The 15,015-nt window shown below is 72.0% G+C and carries 11 protein-coding genes; 3 read left to right on the forward strand and 8 right to left on the reverse strand.

Annotation, left to right across the window (positions count from 1 at the left end; translation table 11 throughout):
• Positions 1–202: 202 nt before the first annotated feature.
• Complete coding sequence (locus ABD743_RS38875) at positions 203–421, forward strand: hypothetical protein (RefSeq protein WP_344728795.1); 219 nt, start codon at positions 203–205, stop codon at positions 419–421.
• Between the two features lie 84 nt (positions 422–505).
• Here the strand turns inward: ABD743_RS38875 and ABD743_RS38880 are convergent, their stop codons facing one another.
• The 5 genes from ABD743_RS38880 to ABD743_RS38900 all read right to left on the reverse strand — a co-directional run bounded on the left by ABD743_RS38880 (position 506) and on the right by ABD743_RS38900 (position 6,473).
• On the reverse strand, positions 506–2,095 hold the full coding sequence (locus tag ABD743_RS38880) for a glycoside hydrolase family 13 protein (RefSeq protein WP_344728852.1): 1,590 nt from the start codon (positions 2,093–2,095) through the stop codon (positions 506–508).
• 48 nt (positions 2,096–2,143) lie between these two features.
• Positions 2,144–2,527, reverse strand: a complete 384-nt coding sequence (locus tag ABD743_RS38885; RefSeq protein ID WP_344728797.1) for a globin — start codon at positions 2,525–2,527, stop codon at positions 2,144–2,146.
• A gap of 34 nt (positions 2,528–2,561) precedes the next feature.
• The gene (locus tag ABD743_RS38890) at positions 2,562–3,611 is read right to left on the reverse strand and encodes a mechanosensitive ion channel family protein (protein WP_344728799.1); all 1,050 of its coding nucleotides are present in this window, start codon (positions 3,609–3,611) and stop codon (positions 2,562–2,564) included.
• Positions 3,608–5,716: a prolyl oligopeptidase family serine peptidase gene (locus ABD743_RS38895; RefSeq protein WP_344728801.1), complete on the reverse strand. Its 2,109-nt coding sequence runs from the start codon at positions 5,714–5,716 to the stop codon at positions 3,608–3,610. Before ABD743_RS38895 ends, ABD743_RS38890 begins: the two co-directional genes overlap by 4 nt.
• A gap of 97 nt (positions 5,717–5,813) precedes the next feature.
• Positions 5,814–6,473, reverse strand: a complete 660-nt coding sequence (locus ABD743_RS38900) for a pyridoxamine 5'-phosphate oxidase family protein (RefSeq protein ID WP_344728803.1) — start codon at positions 6,471–6,473, stop codon at positions 5,814–5,816.
• A 68-nt stretch (positions 6,474–6,541) separates the two neighbouring features.
• Between ABD743_RS38900 and pdxR the strand changes: the two genes are divergently transcribed.
• Positions 6,542–7,924, forward strand: a complete 1,383-nt coding sequence (pdxR, locus tag ABD743_RS38905) for a MocR-like pyridoxine biosynthesis transcription factor PdxR (protein ID WP_344728805.1) — start codon at positions 6,542–6,544, stop codon at positions 7,922–7,924.
• On the opposite strand, the gene ABD743_RS38910 is transcribed toward pdxR, so the two are convergent.
• From ABD743_RS38910 to ABD743_RS38920, 3 genes are all read right to left on the reverse strand, one after another.
• Positions 7,904–10,531, reverse strand: a complete 2,628-nt coding sequence (locus ABD743_RS38910) for an MFS transporter (protein ID WP_379659348.1) — start codon at positions 10,529–10,531, stop codon at positions 7,904–7,906. The two genes, pdxR and ABD743_RS38910, sit on opposite strands and share 21 nt — an antisense overlap.
• Before the next feature lie 88 nt (positions 10,532–10,619).
• Positions 10,620–12,245 (reverse strand): L-glutamate gamma-semialdehyde dehydrogenase, encoded by a 1,626-nt coding sequence (gene pruA / locus ABD743_RS38915; RefSeq protein WP_344728807.1) that lies wholly within the window; start codon positions 12,243–12,245, stop codon positions 10,620–10,622.
• 63 nt (positions 12,246–12,308) lie between these two features.
• A complete protein-coding gene (locus ABD743_RS38920; RefSeq protein WP_344728810.1) occupies positions 12,309–13,973 on the reverse strand; it encodes a PucR family transcriptional regulator in 1,665 nt (554 codons plus the stop codon).
• Between the two features lie 115 nt (positions 13,974–14,088).
• On the opposite strand from ABD743_RS38920, the gene ABD743_RS38925 reads away from it, so the two are divergent.
• Positions 14,089–15,012 (forward strand): proline dehydrogenase family protein, encoded by a 924-nt coding sequence (locus tag ABD743_RS38925; RefSeq protein ID WP_344728812.1) that lies wholly within the window; start codon positions 14,089–14,091, stop codon positions 15,010–15,012.
• The last annotated feature ends 3 nt before the right edge of the window (positions 15,013–15,015 follow it).

Below are 15,015 nucleotides of genomic sequence, written 5' to 3' on the forward strand. Positions count from 1 at the left end.
GACCCGGAGATGACGAGCTGATGGTCACCAGCGGCGCCATCATGGCGTTCCGCGGTCAACACGCCGATTTCCGGCGCACCGGCACAACGCCTGCCCAGCGCGAAGTCGTTCCTCGACCAGTACGTGGCCGCCGGGTACCCCGAGCCAGAGAGCGTCTATGGGTCGTTGGCCTTCGACTCGGCCAATGTGGTGATCGGATGCGTTGGCGAAGGTCGTCAGCGGCGGCGATTTCACCAACTCCCGTCGGCAGGAGCTGATCGACGCGGTTCAGCGGACGAATCTCGAGGGCGCCACCGGCCACGTGTCGTTCGACCGGTTCGGCGACACCACCGACAAGGTGCTCACCGTCTATGCGGTGCAGGGTGGCGAGTTCGTGCCGGTGGAGACCGGCACCCTCGAGGGCGGGGCACCCGCACACTGACGCTCGCGCTGTGGGTCTGTGGGGTGGATCTGTGAGTGCCTGTGCTGGGCGGCGCCCATGCGGCGGCGAGAATTCCGAACGGCGTCAGGCCAGCCAGGCTGCCGTGTCCGGTGGGAGAAGTTTGCCCTTCAGTGGGCCGCTGGCCAGCAGCAGATCGCCCGGTGGGAGTGGGACGGCGTCGGTGGAGGCGTTGAGGGCGCACACCAGGGTGGAGCCGGCACGGCGGAACGCCAAGCAGCCGCTCGGTGCCCCGAACCACTCGACTCCGTCGCCTGTGAAGGCCGGATGCGATTTGCGCAGTTCCACGGCCCGGCGGATCAGCGACAGCGTGGAGGTGGTGTCCTCGAGCTGGCCGGCCACGGTGAGCTCGCCGTACTCCGGTGGCATCGGCAACCACGGCTGGCCGCTGGTGAAGCCGTAGCCGGGCGCGTCGCCTTCCCACGGCATGGGCACGCGGCAGCTGTCGCGTCCGCGTTCGGCGTGGCCGGAGCGTTCCCAGATCGGGTCCTGCAGCTCGGCGTCGGGCAGTTCGGCGTCCGGCAGGCCGAGCTCCTCTCCGTTGTAGAGATAGACCGCGCCGGGCAGCGCGAGCTCGACCAGCGTCATCGCCCGCGCCCTCGCTCTGCCGAGCGCGCCCCCGCCGTAGCGGCTGACCGGACGGGGCGCGTCGTGGTTCGACAGCGTCCAGGTCGGCGGGGCGCCCACCCGCTTCACCGCGGCGAGCGAATGCTCGATGGCCTCCCGCACGGCGCGGGCGTCGAAAGGCGCCCGCAGGAGCCGGAAGTTGACGCCGAGATGCAGCTCGTCGGAACGCACGTAGCGGGCGAAGCGCTCGTCGTCGCTCACCGCGATCTCGCCGATCGCCGTGCGCCCGGGATAGTGGTCGAGCACCGCACGGATCATCCGGTGCACGTCGTGCACGCCGTCGTGGTCGAAGCGCGGGTCGCCGTCGATCGCCGCCAGCAACCCCACCGCGGCAGCCTCGTCGCCGCGCCGATCGTCGGGCAGTCCGTCCGACTTGCTCATTCCGTGAGCCATGTGGACGCGGAAGCCGTCGATCCCCCGGTCCAGCCAGAAGCGCAGCGTCTTCTCCAGGTCTGCCCACACCTCGGGGTTGGTCCAGTTCAGATCGGGCTGGTCGGGCGAGAGGAGGTGCAGGTACCAGCCGCCGGGAGCCCACTCGCCTGCGGAATCCAGGTCCAGCGCGCGCGTCCAGGCCGGGCCGCCGAACACGCTCGTCCAGTTGTTCGGCGGTAGCTCGCCCTCGTCGCCCCGGCCCCGGCGGAAGTGGTAGCGCGCTCGCTCCGGGCTGCCCGGCACGGAGTCCAGGGCCGCGCGGAACCATTCGTGCTCGGTGGAGGTGTGGTTGGGCACCAGGTCGATCGTGACGCGCAGGCCGTGCTCGTGGGCATCGGTGACGAGCGCGTCGAACGTGCGCAGGTCGCCGAAAACGGGGTCGACGCTCCTCGGGTCGGCGACGTCGTAGCCGTGGTCGGCCATCGGCGAGGTGAAGAACGGCGTGAGCCACAGGGCGTCGACGCCCAGCAGTTCCAGATAGCCCAGCCGCGACCGGACGCCTTCGAGGTCGCCCACGCCGTCGCCGTCGGAGTCCGAGAACGACCGCAGGTACACCTGGTAGATGACGGCGTTCTGCCACCATTGCACGGACGAGATCTTGCCAAACCCGTGCTGATCAGAGGCTTGTGCCGCCCCGGCCGGTCGTCAGAAGTCGCTGTTGACCATGCTCGCCGCGGCGTAGGTCAGGTATTGCCACAGCTGCGCGCGGTGTTGCTCCTCCAGCCCGGCCTCGTCGACGGCGATCCGCATGCAGCGCAGCCAGGCGTCCCGCTGGATCGGGCCGACCTGGAACGGCGCGTGCCGCATCCGCAGCCGGGGATGTCCTCGCTGCTCGGAGTAGGTGCGCGGACCACCCCAGTACTGCTCGAGGAACATGCGCAGCCGGACCTCGGCTCCGTCGAGGTCGTCCTCGGGGTAGAGCGGGCGGAGCACCTCGTCCTCGCGGACCTGCTCGTAGAAACGAGACACGATCTTGTCGAAGACCGGTGCTCCGCCAACTTCGGCGTAGAAGTTCTGGGGATCGGTCACGCGTCCATCATCCTCCGCTTCCGGGAGCCGCGTCTCACGGCACCGACGGACGGAACGTCGTGGTTGCGGGGATCACGCCGGGGCGGGGTACGCCGGCGTCGTCGAGGGCGTCCGTGATCGCTGCGTTCAGGGCCCGCTGCACGGCGAACTGCTGGCCCGGCTTGACCTTGACCGTCATCCGTAGCGTGACGCCTTCCGGCCCGACCTTCTCGACGCCCAGCACGTCCGGCGCTTCCAGCACGGACTCGGCCACGTCCTTCTCCGCCACCCGCGACTGGGCGGTGGTCGCGACGATCTCGGTGGCCTCGGCGATGACAGCACTGTGCGCGAGCGGCAGGTCCACGACGGCCACGGCATAGCCCTGGCTCTTGTTGCCGACCCGGAGGATCTCGCCGTTGCGGACGTACCAGACCGTGCCGTTGACGTCGCGGACCGTGGTGATGCGTAGCCCCACGGACTCGACCACGCCGCTCGCCTCGCCGAGGTCGACGATGTCACCGACGCCGTACTGGTCCTCGAGCAGCATGAACATGCCTGAGAGGAAGTCCCGGACGAGGTTCTGCGCGCCGAAGCCGACCGCGACGCCGACGATGCCGGCCGAGGCGAGGATCGGACCCAGCGCCACGCCGAACTCGGCCAGCACCATCACCGAGCCGATCAGCAGGATCACGACGGAGCTGAGCGAGCGCAGCACCGATCCGATCGTGCGGGCCCGCTGCGCGCGCCGTTGTGACACCGGAGCGCTGCCGTTGCCGTTGCCGGTGGCGGACGGCGCGCGGAACCGCGGGGCGCGGAACCGTGGTGCCCGGCCGACGAGCCGGGTGAGCCGGGAGCTGGTGGCGCCGTCGACGATCTGGTTGATGGCCCGGTGGATGAGGAACCGGGCCGCGCACGCGAGCAACACGATCAGCGCGACGTGCAGTGTGCCCGTGATGATCGCGTCGGCGGAGCGGGCCAGGAAGTCGTTGTTGGTCAGCTGGTAGATCGCTGCGCACAGCGAGCCGGCGTCGTCGGCGCAGGCTGGGCGCACGGGGAGGAAGGACTCGGCGAGGGGGCTGCCGGGGATCGTCGCGAGCACGGTCACGAGAGCTCCAACCCGGTGTGAACGGCCAGGAACGCCAACTGGTCGGTCGCGAGTGCAACGGTGCGCGAGACGGACCGGGCACCGTGACCGACGTCGGTCTCGCGGCGCAGCAGGACAGGGCGGGTGAGGGGGTCGCCGGTGGTGTCGTGCTGCAGGGCGGCGCACATCTTGCGCGCGTGCAGAGGGTCCACCCTGGTGTCGGAGTCGAACACGGTGAACAGCACCGCCGGGTACGCAACACCCGGCCGGACGTGGTGGTAGGGCGAGTAGGACAGCAGCCAGCCCAGCTCCTGGGGGTCGGCGGCCGTGCCGTACTCGTCGTTCCAGGTGCGGCCGAGCGAGAACTCCTCGTAGCGCACCATGTCCAGCAGCGGGGCCGAGCAGACGACGGCCCGGTAGAGCTCCGGTCGCTGGGTGAGCGCTGCCCCGACGAGCAGCCCGCCGTTGGAGCCGCCCATGATCGCGAGCGACCCGGCCGTGGTGTCGCCCGCGTCGATCAGCGCGGCGGCCGCGGCGTGGAGGTCGTCGAACACGTTCTGCTTGTTGGCCCGGTTGCCGGCGAGATGCCAGTCCTCGCCCTCCTCGCCACCGCCGCGCAGCGAGACCAGCGCGTAGACACCACCGGCGGCCACCCACGCCAGGGCCTGCGCCGTGTAGGCGGGCTCGCGGCTGATCCCGAACCCGCCGTAGCCCGTGACGAGCGCCGGTCGGGTGCGGGCCGGTCCCTCCGGCGCGATCACGAACATCCGCACGGTGGTGCCGTCGGCCGAGGTGAACGCCCGGTGCTCCGTGCGGACCGCGGGCACGGTGACCGCGCCGGGGGCGGCGGCCTCGAGCGTGGTCTCTCCGGCGGCGAGATCGAACCGGTGCACCTCTGGTGGGGTGACGAGGTCGGTCCAGCCGAGCCAGACGCGTCCCGCCTGCTCCGGCGTGTCGCGGTCGGCGACGGTGAGCCCGGTGAGCGATCCGGTGCCGGGCAGTGGCACGGTGCGAACCGGTGCCCCGTCAGCGGCCGTGTGCAGGGCCAGCTCGGCTACCGCGTGCCGGGCCCTGGCCAGCACCAGCAACGGTTCACCGTCGGTGCCGGGCGCAGGCTCCAGCCGCCGCACCGCCTGCAGCACCGAACCGGTGTCCTCGCCGACCAGCTCGCGCCAGTGCTCGCGGCCGGGCGTGCGCGGATCGGTGACGGCGAGTCGCCAGCGGGGCGCGCTGTCCGTGGTGTGCAGGTACAGCAGCCCGTCGCGCTCGACCCAGGCGTTGCACTGCACGTCGTCGTCCTGGGTGAGCAACGGCGTGAGGTGCCCGGTCTTCTCTCCGAGCTCGGCGATCCAGACGCTGTCGCGACGCGCCGTGCCGACGTTGCCCGTGACGACGAGCCACGCCCCGTCCCGGGAGATACGCACGCCGTAGTAGGTGTGCTCGTCGTAGAGCCCCGGACCGTCGACGAGCTCGTCGTGCTCTGCGGGCGTGCCCACACGGTGGCGCCACACGCGCCGGTGGAAGGCCTGCTCGCCGTCGGGTGCCTCGTCCTCCTCGACCATCCGGACGAAGACGAACTCGTCGCCGCCGGGTAGCCATGCCACGTCCGAGTAGCGGCAGCGATCGATCGGGGGCTCGACCTCCTCACCAGTCTCGACGTCGAGGACGTGCAGCACGGAGTACTCGTCGCCGCCGCTGGAGAGCTGGTAGGCCAGCCGGCGGCCCTCGAGGTCGGGCACCCAGGCGTCGAGGGTGGTGAGGCCGGTGGGGTCGACAGCGGTCGGGTCGAGCAACATCCGCTCGGTGCCGTCCGCCTCGCGGACATGGAGCACGGCGTGTTCCTGGCCGGGCTCGCGTCGGGTGAAGAACGACCGGCCGGCACGCCACAGCGGCGCCGACACCGACCCGGCGGAGAGCAGGTCGGTCAGCGTCGCGGCGAGGCCGTCGCGGCCGGGAAGGGCATCGAGGTGCTGTCTGGTCAACCCGTCCTGCGCGGCTGACCAGGTGCGGGTGCGGGGGTCTTCGGGGTCTTCCAGCCAGCGGTAGGGATCAGCAACCCGATACCCGTGCAGGTCCTCGACGAGGTCCAGCCGCTCGGCGTCGGGGTAGGGGCGGGGGGCGTCCACGCGGGCCGAGGTTACGTGACGCCGATCAGTGCTCCCCGCCCCCTCCAGCTCACCGTTCCGGAGCCATAGTGCTGTCAAATACCCCGTCTCGACAGCATTACGGCTCCACAACCAGGGTTCTCTCGCTTACGTGTGCTGGCGCAGTGGCGGTGGGCGGGAGCGTGGGGCAGGGTTCGGGCGCTCCGAAGACCGTGCGCACCGGCAGCACCCCCGCCCACCGGCCGCCCGTCTCGATGTCCGTCTCGTCGTCGCCGGGCGGACCTGTGCGCACCTTGACGCTCGCCTCCGTCAGATCGATGCCGAACACCGCGGTGGCGGCGAGCTCGCGAGATGACGGCTGCCGGGCGTGCTCCCACGAGCCGGGGGAGAGCTGTTCGACGATGGCCCGCAGTGCGTCGAGCCGTTCGGTGGGGTCGGTCACGGCCCGCGCCGTGCCGTGCACGACGGCGCTGCGGTAGTTCATCGAGTGGTGGAACACCGAGCGGGCGTAGACGATCCCGTCGAGGTGGGTCACCGTCAGGCAGACCGGCGCGCCGTCGACGATCCGCAGGTAGCCGGCCCCGGTGGACCCGTGCACGTAGACGGTGTCCCCGATCCGTCCGTAACCGGTGGGCAGCACCACCGGGGCGCCGTCGCGGACCAGCCCGAGGTGGCACACCAGCCCCGCGTCGAGCACGGCGTGCAGGTCGTCCCGGCTCGTGCGGGCCCGCTCGCGTAGGCGGGTGACGGTGCTGCGGAGGGTGGGGGAGAGGCTCACGCGCCCATCGTGGGCCGGCAAGTGGCATCGTGGCAGAGCCAATCCCGTCCGCGTTTGAAAGGCCACTGATGGAGCTGCCGCCGCTGGCCCTCGACCGGAACGCCGACCGGCCACTCGCCGTGCAGCTCGCCGACGCGTTGCGGGCGGTCACGGCGGGCGGCGGCCTGCGGGCGGGGGACCGGTTGCCGTCCACCCGCGAGTTGGCTGCCACCCTCGGGGTCAGCCGCACGGTCACCGCCGCGGCCTACGACCAGCTGCTCGCCGAGGGCTGGGCCGTGGGGCGGCGCGGAGCGGGCACGTTCGTGGTCGGGGCGCCCGCCGGCCCTCCCGGCCCTGCCCGGCCCACGGCTCCGTCCCGACCCGGCAGGGAGCGCAAGCTGCGGCCGATCTCCCTGTGGCCGGGCACCCCGTGTCTCGAGGTGCTCGACCGCGCCGCCTGGCGACGGGCCTGGCGCGCGGCGGCCGATCCGCCACCGGACGCGGCTGCGGAGCCCGTCGGCGTGCCGGCGTTCCGCGCCGCCGTGGTGGAGCACCTGCTGCGCCACCGGGGGCTCGCGGTCGACCCCGCGCAGGTGCTCGCCACCGGCGGCAGCACAGCGGCGGTCGCCGAGCTGGCCCGCACACTGCCGCCCGGCTCACGGGTCGCCGTCGAGGAGCCGGGGTACCAACGCGCGGTCGCCGCACTCCGGACGGCAGGGCTCGTGGTCACGCCGGTGCCGGTGGACGCGGCGGGGCTGGTGGTCGAGGCGCTCCCGGCGGGGCTCGCGGGCGTCTACTGCACCCCGGCGCACCAGTTCCCGCTCGGGGCGCGGCTCTCGGCCGCCCGCCGGATGGCGCTCGTGGAGCGGGCCCGGGCCGAGGGGTTCCTCGTGATCGAGGACGACTACGACGGCGAACTGCGCTACGACGTCGCCCCGCTACCGCTGCTCGCCGCGCTCGGCCCGGACGTCGTGGCCCACCTCGGCACGGCGAGCAAGTTGCTGACCCCGACCCTCGGCGTCGGCTGGCTGATGGCACCTCCCGCCGTGCGCTCCGCCGTCCTCGACCTTCGCGATCACACGGGCACGCGGCCCGCGCCTGCCGGGCAGCGCGTGTTCGTGGCCCTTGCCGCACACGGTGACCTGGCCCGGCACCTGCGGCGGCTGCGCCGGGAGCTGTCGCAGCGACGGGCAGCCGTGGCGGACGCGGTGCGCACCGCCGGTCACGTCGTGGAGGGCGACGCTGCCGGCGCCCACGTCGTCGTCCCGCTTCCGGACGCCGCAACGGAACGTGCCGTGATCGACGCGGCGGCGGCCAGGGGTGTCACCCTCGACGGGCTGGCCCGCCATCACGCCGGGGATCCGGGACGGGCGGGAATCGTCCTCGGATACGCCGAACCACCGCGGTCCGCCCTGGAGCGCGGACTCGCGGTGGCCGGGGACGTGCTGGCGTTACTGAACGCGAACCGCTGAGCCGGCGTCGACGGGCGCGCCATTGTTGCCGCCGAGGTTCAGGTCGACCCTGCACTGCTCGCCCGCGGGCAGCTGCACCCGCGCCGCGTTCTGCGCGGTGGCGACCACCGTGTAGTCGCCCGGCTCGAGCCCGACGATCTCGAACGTTCCGTCCGGACCGGTCGTGGCAGCGGCCAGGGTCTCACCGTCGGCGCGGGTGACGGCCACAGTCGCGAACGGCTGGGGTGCGCCGCCGGCCCCGGTCACCCGGCCGCTGAGCAAGGCGATCGTGGACTGCAGCAGCACCTCGACCACCGTGGGCACGTCGGCGGTCACCTCCACCGCGGCGGCGCCCGGGGCGTGACCCGGGAGGCTCGCGGTCACGGTGGTCCGGCCGGCGGGCAGCCCGGCCAGCGTGAACGTGCCGTCGGGGCCGGTGTGGGTACTGCCGACAACGCGGCCCGACGCGTCGGTGGCCAGGGTCATCGCGTCGGCGAGAGGAGCGCCGTGGCGGGCCGCGCGCACGGTCCCGGTGACGGTGCCGTCACCGCGCAGGGCGAAGCGGTGCACGGCGCCCGCACCGTTGATCACGAGCGCCGTGACGTCGGGGCGGAAGCCGGGTGACGTGGCCACGGCCATGTAGGCACCAGGTGCCAGCCCCTGCACGGAGAACCGGCCGTCCTGGTCGACGCCCGAGCGCGCCACCTGGCGTCCGTTCGCATCGGTCAGCGTGACGACGCCGTCGGGGACGGCGCTGCCCGCGGCCGTGCGAACTTCGCCGAGCATCTCGCCCACCGCAGGCGTCAGCACCCGAGGTGCAGCCTGGTGCCGGGGCTCGGTCGCGAAGTCCTCCACGAGCTCGGACGGGCCGATCCCCGCCTCACCCGCCACAGAGGCGAGCTCCGCGCCGACCGAGGTGGTCTCCGCCGTGCGCCGGGCGCCGATGAACCACGAGGCCACGGCGGCGAGCACACACGCGCCGATGGCGAACCAGAAGGCCACGGTGAGGCCGTCCTGGAACGGTCCGGAGATCAGCTCCGGGAAGAAGCTGCGGCCCGTGAGGAACGAGGCCTGGTCGGGCGGCAGCGTCGGCAGGACGTCACCGAGGAGCTGCTGCACGGGGTTGTAGCCGAGGAATGCGGCGAACAGCACGGCGACGGGAGGCAGCGCGGCCACCCGGCTCGCGTCGGCCGCGGGCACCCCGTGCTGCAGCAGCCCCTGCTCCAGCACGGCGGGCAGGTGCTGGGACAGTCCCGCGATCATCAGGCCGAAGAACAGGCCGATGGACAGCACCGTGGCCGAGTTCTGGAAGGTCGCGGTCATCCCGGCGCCCGCGCCCCGCGAACTGGCAGGCAGGCTGTTCATGACGTCGGCCCGGTTCGGTGACGTGAACAGGCCCATACCCACCCCGTTGACCAGCAGGATGGCGGCGAAGCCGAGGTAGGGAAAGTTGATCGGCAAAATCTCGAGCAGCACGAAGCTCAGGCCCGAGACGAGCATGCCGGCGGTGGCGAGGCCGCGTCCGCCCATGCGGTCGGCGAGCACACCCGACACCGGTGCCGCGAGGAGGAAGCCGACCGTCAGGGGCAGCATGTAGATGCCCGCCCACAGCGGGGTCTGCTCGAAGCTGTACCCGTGCAGCGGCAGCCAGATGCCCTGCAGCCAGATGATCAGGATGAACTGCAGGCCGCCACGGCCGAGCGCCGCCAGGAAGCTCGCGAGGTTGCCGAGGGTGAACGGGCGGATGGTGAACAGCGAGAGCGCGAAGAGCGGGCTCGCCACCTTGGCCTCGATGTAGCCGAAGATCCCCAGCACCACGAGGCCGCCGATGATGCAGCTCAGCACGAGAGGGCTGGTCCAGCCCATCGTGTGGTCGCCGTACGGCTGGATGCCGTAGGTGATGCCGACCAACAGCGCGATGAGGCCGACGGCGAACGTGACGTTGCCCCACCAGTCCATCTTGGCCGGATTGCGCTGGCCGGTGTCGCGCAGCTTCAGGTAGGCCCAGACCGTGCCGAAGATCCCGAACGGGATCGAGACGATGAACACGAGGTGCCAGTTCACCGGCGCGAGCACGCCGCCGAGCACGAGGCCGATGAACGAGCCGGCGATCGCCGCGACGCCGTTGATGCCGAGCGCCATGCCGCGCTGGTGCACGGGGAACGCGTCGGTGAGGATCGCGCTGGAGTTCGCGAAGAGGAACGCGCCGCCGATGCCCTGGATGACGCGCCAGCCGATCAACCACATCGCGCCTGCGCCACCGCTCTGCCAGGTGATGGCGAGCAGCACGGACGCGACGGTGAAGATCGCGAATCCGAGCGTGTACATCTTGACGCGGCCGTACATGTCGCCGAGGCGGCCGAACCCGACGACCAGCACCGCCGTGACGACCAGGAAGCCCATGATCATCCACAGCAGGTAGCTGGTGTTGGTGGGCGCCAGCGGGTCGAGGCCGATGCCCCGGAAGATGTCGGGCAGCGCGATCAGCACGATGGAGGAGTTGATCGTCGCCATCAACAACCCAAGGGTTGTGTTGGAGATGGCGATCCACTTGTAGCTGGAATCCGGCTCCTCTGCGCCCGCCGGTCCTCCCGATCCCGGTCCGCGCTCCGCCACTGCCGCTGTCACTCGACCACTCCCGCCGGGCCCGAATAATTACTTGTCCCATGCTAAACACATGGGGCTTCGGGGATGTTCCGGAGGGGCGTCCGGGTAGTTATCCCTGGTGGGGGTAGCCCGTGGCCGTCGGCGGGACGAAGGTCTCCTTGATCGTGCGCGGGCTCACCCAACGCAGGAGGTTGTAGATCGAGCCCGCTTTGTCGTTTGTGCCCGATGCGCGGCCGCCGCCGAAAGGCTGCTGACCGACGACGGCGCCCGTTGGCTTGTCGTTGATGTAGAAGTTACCGGCGGCAAACCTGAGCGTCTCGCTAGCGCGGGCGACCGCGGCCCGGTCCCGGGCGATCACCGCACCCGTCAGCCCGTAGGGCGCGCCGCGGTCGACGTGCGTCAGCACCTGGTCGAAATCCCCGTCGTAGAACACGTGCACGGCGAGCAACGGCCCGAAGTACTCCGTGCGAAACATCTCGTGGTCGGGGTCGGAGCCGACCACCAGCGTCGGTCGGACGAAGAACCCCGTCGAGTCGTCGGCCGTGCCACCCGCCACGACCTCCACCGACGGGTCGTCGTGGGCCGCCCGCTGCGCCGCCGTCACCTTGTCGTACGCCCGGCGGTCGATCACCGCGCCGAGGAAGTTGCGGAAGTCGGTGACGTCGCCCATCGGGAGCGCCTCCACCTCGTCGACGAGGTCGTCGCGCAGGCGGGACCAGACCGACCGGGGGACGAACGCGCGTGAGGCGGCCGAGCACTTCTGACCCTGGTACTCGAAGGCACCGCGGACGAGCGCGGTGCGCAGCACGTCGACGTCGGCCGAGGGGTGGGCGACCACGAAGTCCTTGCCGCCCGTCTCCCCGACCACGCGCGGGTAGGTGGCGTAGGAACCGATGTTCGCGCCGACCTGCTGCCACAGGTGCTGGAAGGTGGCCGTCGAACCGGTGAAATGGATGCCGGCGAGCGCACGGTCGGCGAGCAGCACCTCGGAGATCTCCCGGCCGTCGCCGGTGAGCAGGTTGATCACACCGGGCGGCAGCCCCGCCTCCTCGAGCAGGCGCATCGTCATCTGCGCCGCGAGGCCCTGGGTGGGGGAGGGCTTCCAGATCACCGTGTTGCCCATGAGTGCGGGTGCGGTGGGCAGGTTGCCGGCGATCGCGGTGAAGTTGAACGGAGTGATCGCGTAGACGAAGCCCTCGAGCGGCCGGTAGTCCATGCGGTTCCACACGCCCGCGCCGCTGTTCGGCTGGTTCTGGTGGATCTGACGCGCGAAGTGCACGTTGAAGCGCCAGAAGTCCGCGAGCTCGCAGGCGGAGTCGATCTCCGCCTGGATCGCGGTCTTCGACTGGCCCAGCATCGTGGCGGCGTTCATCCGGTCCCGCCACGGTCCCGAGAGCAGGTCGGCGGCCCGCAGCACCACGGCGGCGCGCTCGTCGAAGGACATCGCGCGCCACACCGGCGCCGCCCGCAGCGCCGCCTCGACCGCGGCCTTGGCGTCCTCGTGACCGGCATTGGCGTAGGTCCCCAGCACGTGCCCGTGGTCGTGCGGGGCGACGACATCGATCCGGGGGCCACCGGGCATGTGCCGGCGTCCGTCGATCGTGACGGTCAGCTCGTGGTGCTGCCCGCCCAACTCGGCGAGCGCGGCCTGCAGGCTCGCACGCTCGGGGGAGCCGGGTGCGTAGTCGCGAATGGGCTCGTTGCGCGGCGGCGGCGTGCTGGTGATCGCGTCCATGGCGAAGCCTCCCCGGGGTCAGGTGACCAGAACCCTAGGAAGGTGCGCGGCCCGGCGGTTCATTCAGACGGATGACGATGCGCATCCGTCCTTGTCCGGTCGGACAACTCCGGGGCGCATGCCGTCGGACCGGACCGCCGCGAGCAGCTGCAGGTGGTGCATCAACCGTGCCCGGGGCTCGTCGAGGCGCAGTCCGCCCACGGCCACCGCCCGACGCACCCGGTACCGCAACGTGTTGGGATGCACGGTGAGCCGTTCTGCGGCCACCCGAACGTCCCCCATCGCGTCGAGCCACGCGAGCACCGAGCCGACGAGGTCGCTGCCGTGCTCGCGGTCGTAGGCGGCAAGGAGTGTCACCGCCGGATCGCGCAGGTCGGGGCTCGCCTCCAACAGGGCGAGGGTCTGGTTGAGCAGCACCTCGGCCCGCAGGTCGGAGAAGGCGGCAACGGTCGGGTCGCCGGGGCCGTCCGGCATCGCGTCGAGCACCCGGTCGGCCTCCCCCCGTGACGTCGCCACGCCGGCGAGCCCGGCCACCGCCGAGCCGATCCCGGCCTGCACACGCACACCGGCGCGCCGCAGCGTCATCGCCGCCACCTCGCTGCACATGGCCAGGAGCGCGGAATCCGGGCGGTCGCCCGGCGCGTCCGGGAGCACGGCGTACACCCGTGCTCCGTCCGACGCCGTGAGCGCGGCCCGGCGGTAGGTCGCGGCGTGCACCGAGACGACGTCGGTGAGCTCGGCCAGGCTGAGTTCGTGGGTCGCCGGGTCCCCGGCCGGCAACGACCCACGGTCGCGGACGGCGAAGGCGACCACGAGCGCCGTCGTCCGCTCGGCCAATCCGAACACGCCGGCGACCAGGCCCGGGTCCGTCCGGCCGTCCAACAGTCCGGTCACCAGTTCGCGGCTCCACCGTGCACCCGGGGTCTCCCTGCTGCGGCGGCGGATCAGGTGCCCGGCCGCCACGCGTGCCGCACCGAGCAGCACGTCCGCCGCACGCTCGGCGAACGGCGTGGCGCCCTCCTGCACCCAGATCGTCCCCAACTGGCGTTGACCTGCGTGGATGCCGACGGCGAGCCTGCGGCGGACGCCGAGGTCGGCGTGCTCGTCGACGTGGACCACCTCCTCGCCGGTGCGCAGCCGGTCGAACACCCCCCACTCGCGCAGCATGCGCAGGTAGTCGGGTGGGCCCTGCCAGCCCAGGATGGACAGCCTGCGCAGCTCGTCGACCTGCGCGGCGTCGCTGTCCGAGCGCGAGTAGGCGAGCACCCGGCTGGCCGTGTCCTCGATGCTGACGATGCCGTGGGTGAGCAGCGCCACCGTCTGGGCGAGCGAGAACAGCTCGCCCGGGCCGTCCTCCGCAGGGTCGCCCCCGCTGTCCAGGACGTCCCTGGCCAGCGACTCCAGCCGTTCCCAGCGGACGTCGGGCCGCACCACGAGCAGCGGGACGCGCGCCGCTGACGCTGCGGCCCGGAGTTCGTCGACGGCGTCACCGGCCTTGACGGCAACGGCGGCGGCGCGGCCGCGGGCCACGGTGCGCACGGCCGCCACGGCGTCGCGGCCCCGGGCGCCGATCACCAGGACGAGCTGCCCCACGTACTGGTCCGGTTCGTCGTCGGGGTCGACGATCGTGAGCCCCGTGACGGGCACGTCGAGCCCCCTGGGTGACTCCACGACGTCGACCAGCGGTTCGCCGACGGCGGCCAGAACCTTCCGCAGGGTGGTGTCCACGGGCGATCGCCCCTTCGTCGCTCTGGCAGCCATGTCGACTCGGACGAGCGTTGCTCCCGAACCTTATCCAATCGGACAAGACTGGCCCGCACGCGCCGGATCTACGGTCCTGCCCATGCTCCGTAGCGCCCTGCTCGCCGCCGCGCGGTCGCGGGCCGTCCGTGCCGCGGTCGAGGCCGGCCCGTTCGACCCGCTGGTGAACCGGTTCGTGGCCGGCACCACCGTGGACGACGCGATCACGGCGGCCCGCCGGATCGCGGCCGACCGGCTCGTGACCGTCGACCACCTCGGCGAGGACACCACCGACCGGGCGCAGGCCGAGGCGACGGTGGTCGCCTACCGGAAGCTGCTGGGGCGGCTGCGCGAGGAGGGCCTGGCCGACCGGGTGGAGGTGTCGGTCAAGCTCTCCGCGCTGGGCCAGAGCCTCCCCGTCGACGCCGACAAGATCGCGCTGGACTCCGCGCGCCAGATCTGCGAGGCGGCCGCCGCGGCCGGCACCACCGTCACCGTCGACATGGAGGACCACACCACCACCGACTCGACGCTGGGCATCGTGCGTGACCTGCGGGTGGATCACCCGTGGGTCGGCGCGGTGCTCCAGGCCCAGCTGCGCCGCACCGAGGGCGACTGCCGCGACCTCGCCGGACCGGGCTCGCGGGTGCGGCTGTGCAAGGGCGCCTACGACGAGCCCGGCTCGGTCGCTTTCCTGCGCCGTTCGGAGGTCGACCGCTCGTACGTCCGCTGCCTGAAGATCCTGATGGCGGGGCAGGGTCTGCCGATGGTGGCCACCCACGACCCACGGCTCGTCGAGATCGCGCGCTTCCTGGCCGGGCGTGGCAGCCGCACGGCGATGGACTACGAGCTCCAGATGCTCTACGGGGTGCGGCCCCGCGCGCAGTCCGAGCTGGCGGCCGAAGGGCTGCAGGTGCGCGTGTACCTGCCCTACGGCACCGAGTGGTTCGGCTACTTCATGCGGAGGCTGGGCGAACGCCCGGCGAACCTGGCCTTCTTCGCGCGCTCGCTGCTCACCCGCGGCTGATCG

The organism is Pseudonocardia yunnanensis (assembly GCF_039534065.1).
Classification (GTDB): domain Bacteria; phylum Actinomycetota; class Actinomycetes; order Mycobacteriales; family Pseudonocardiaceae; genus Pseudonocardia; species Pseudonocardia yunnanensis.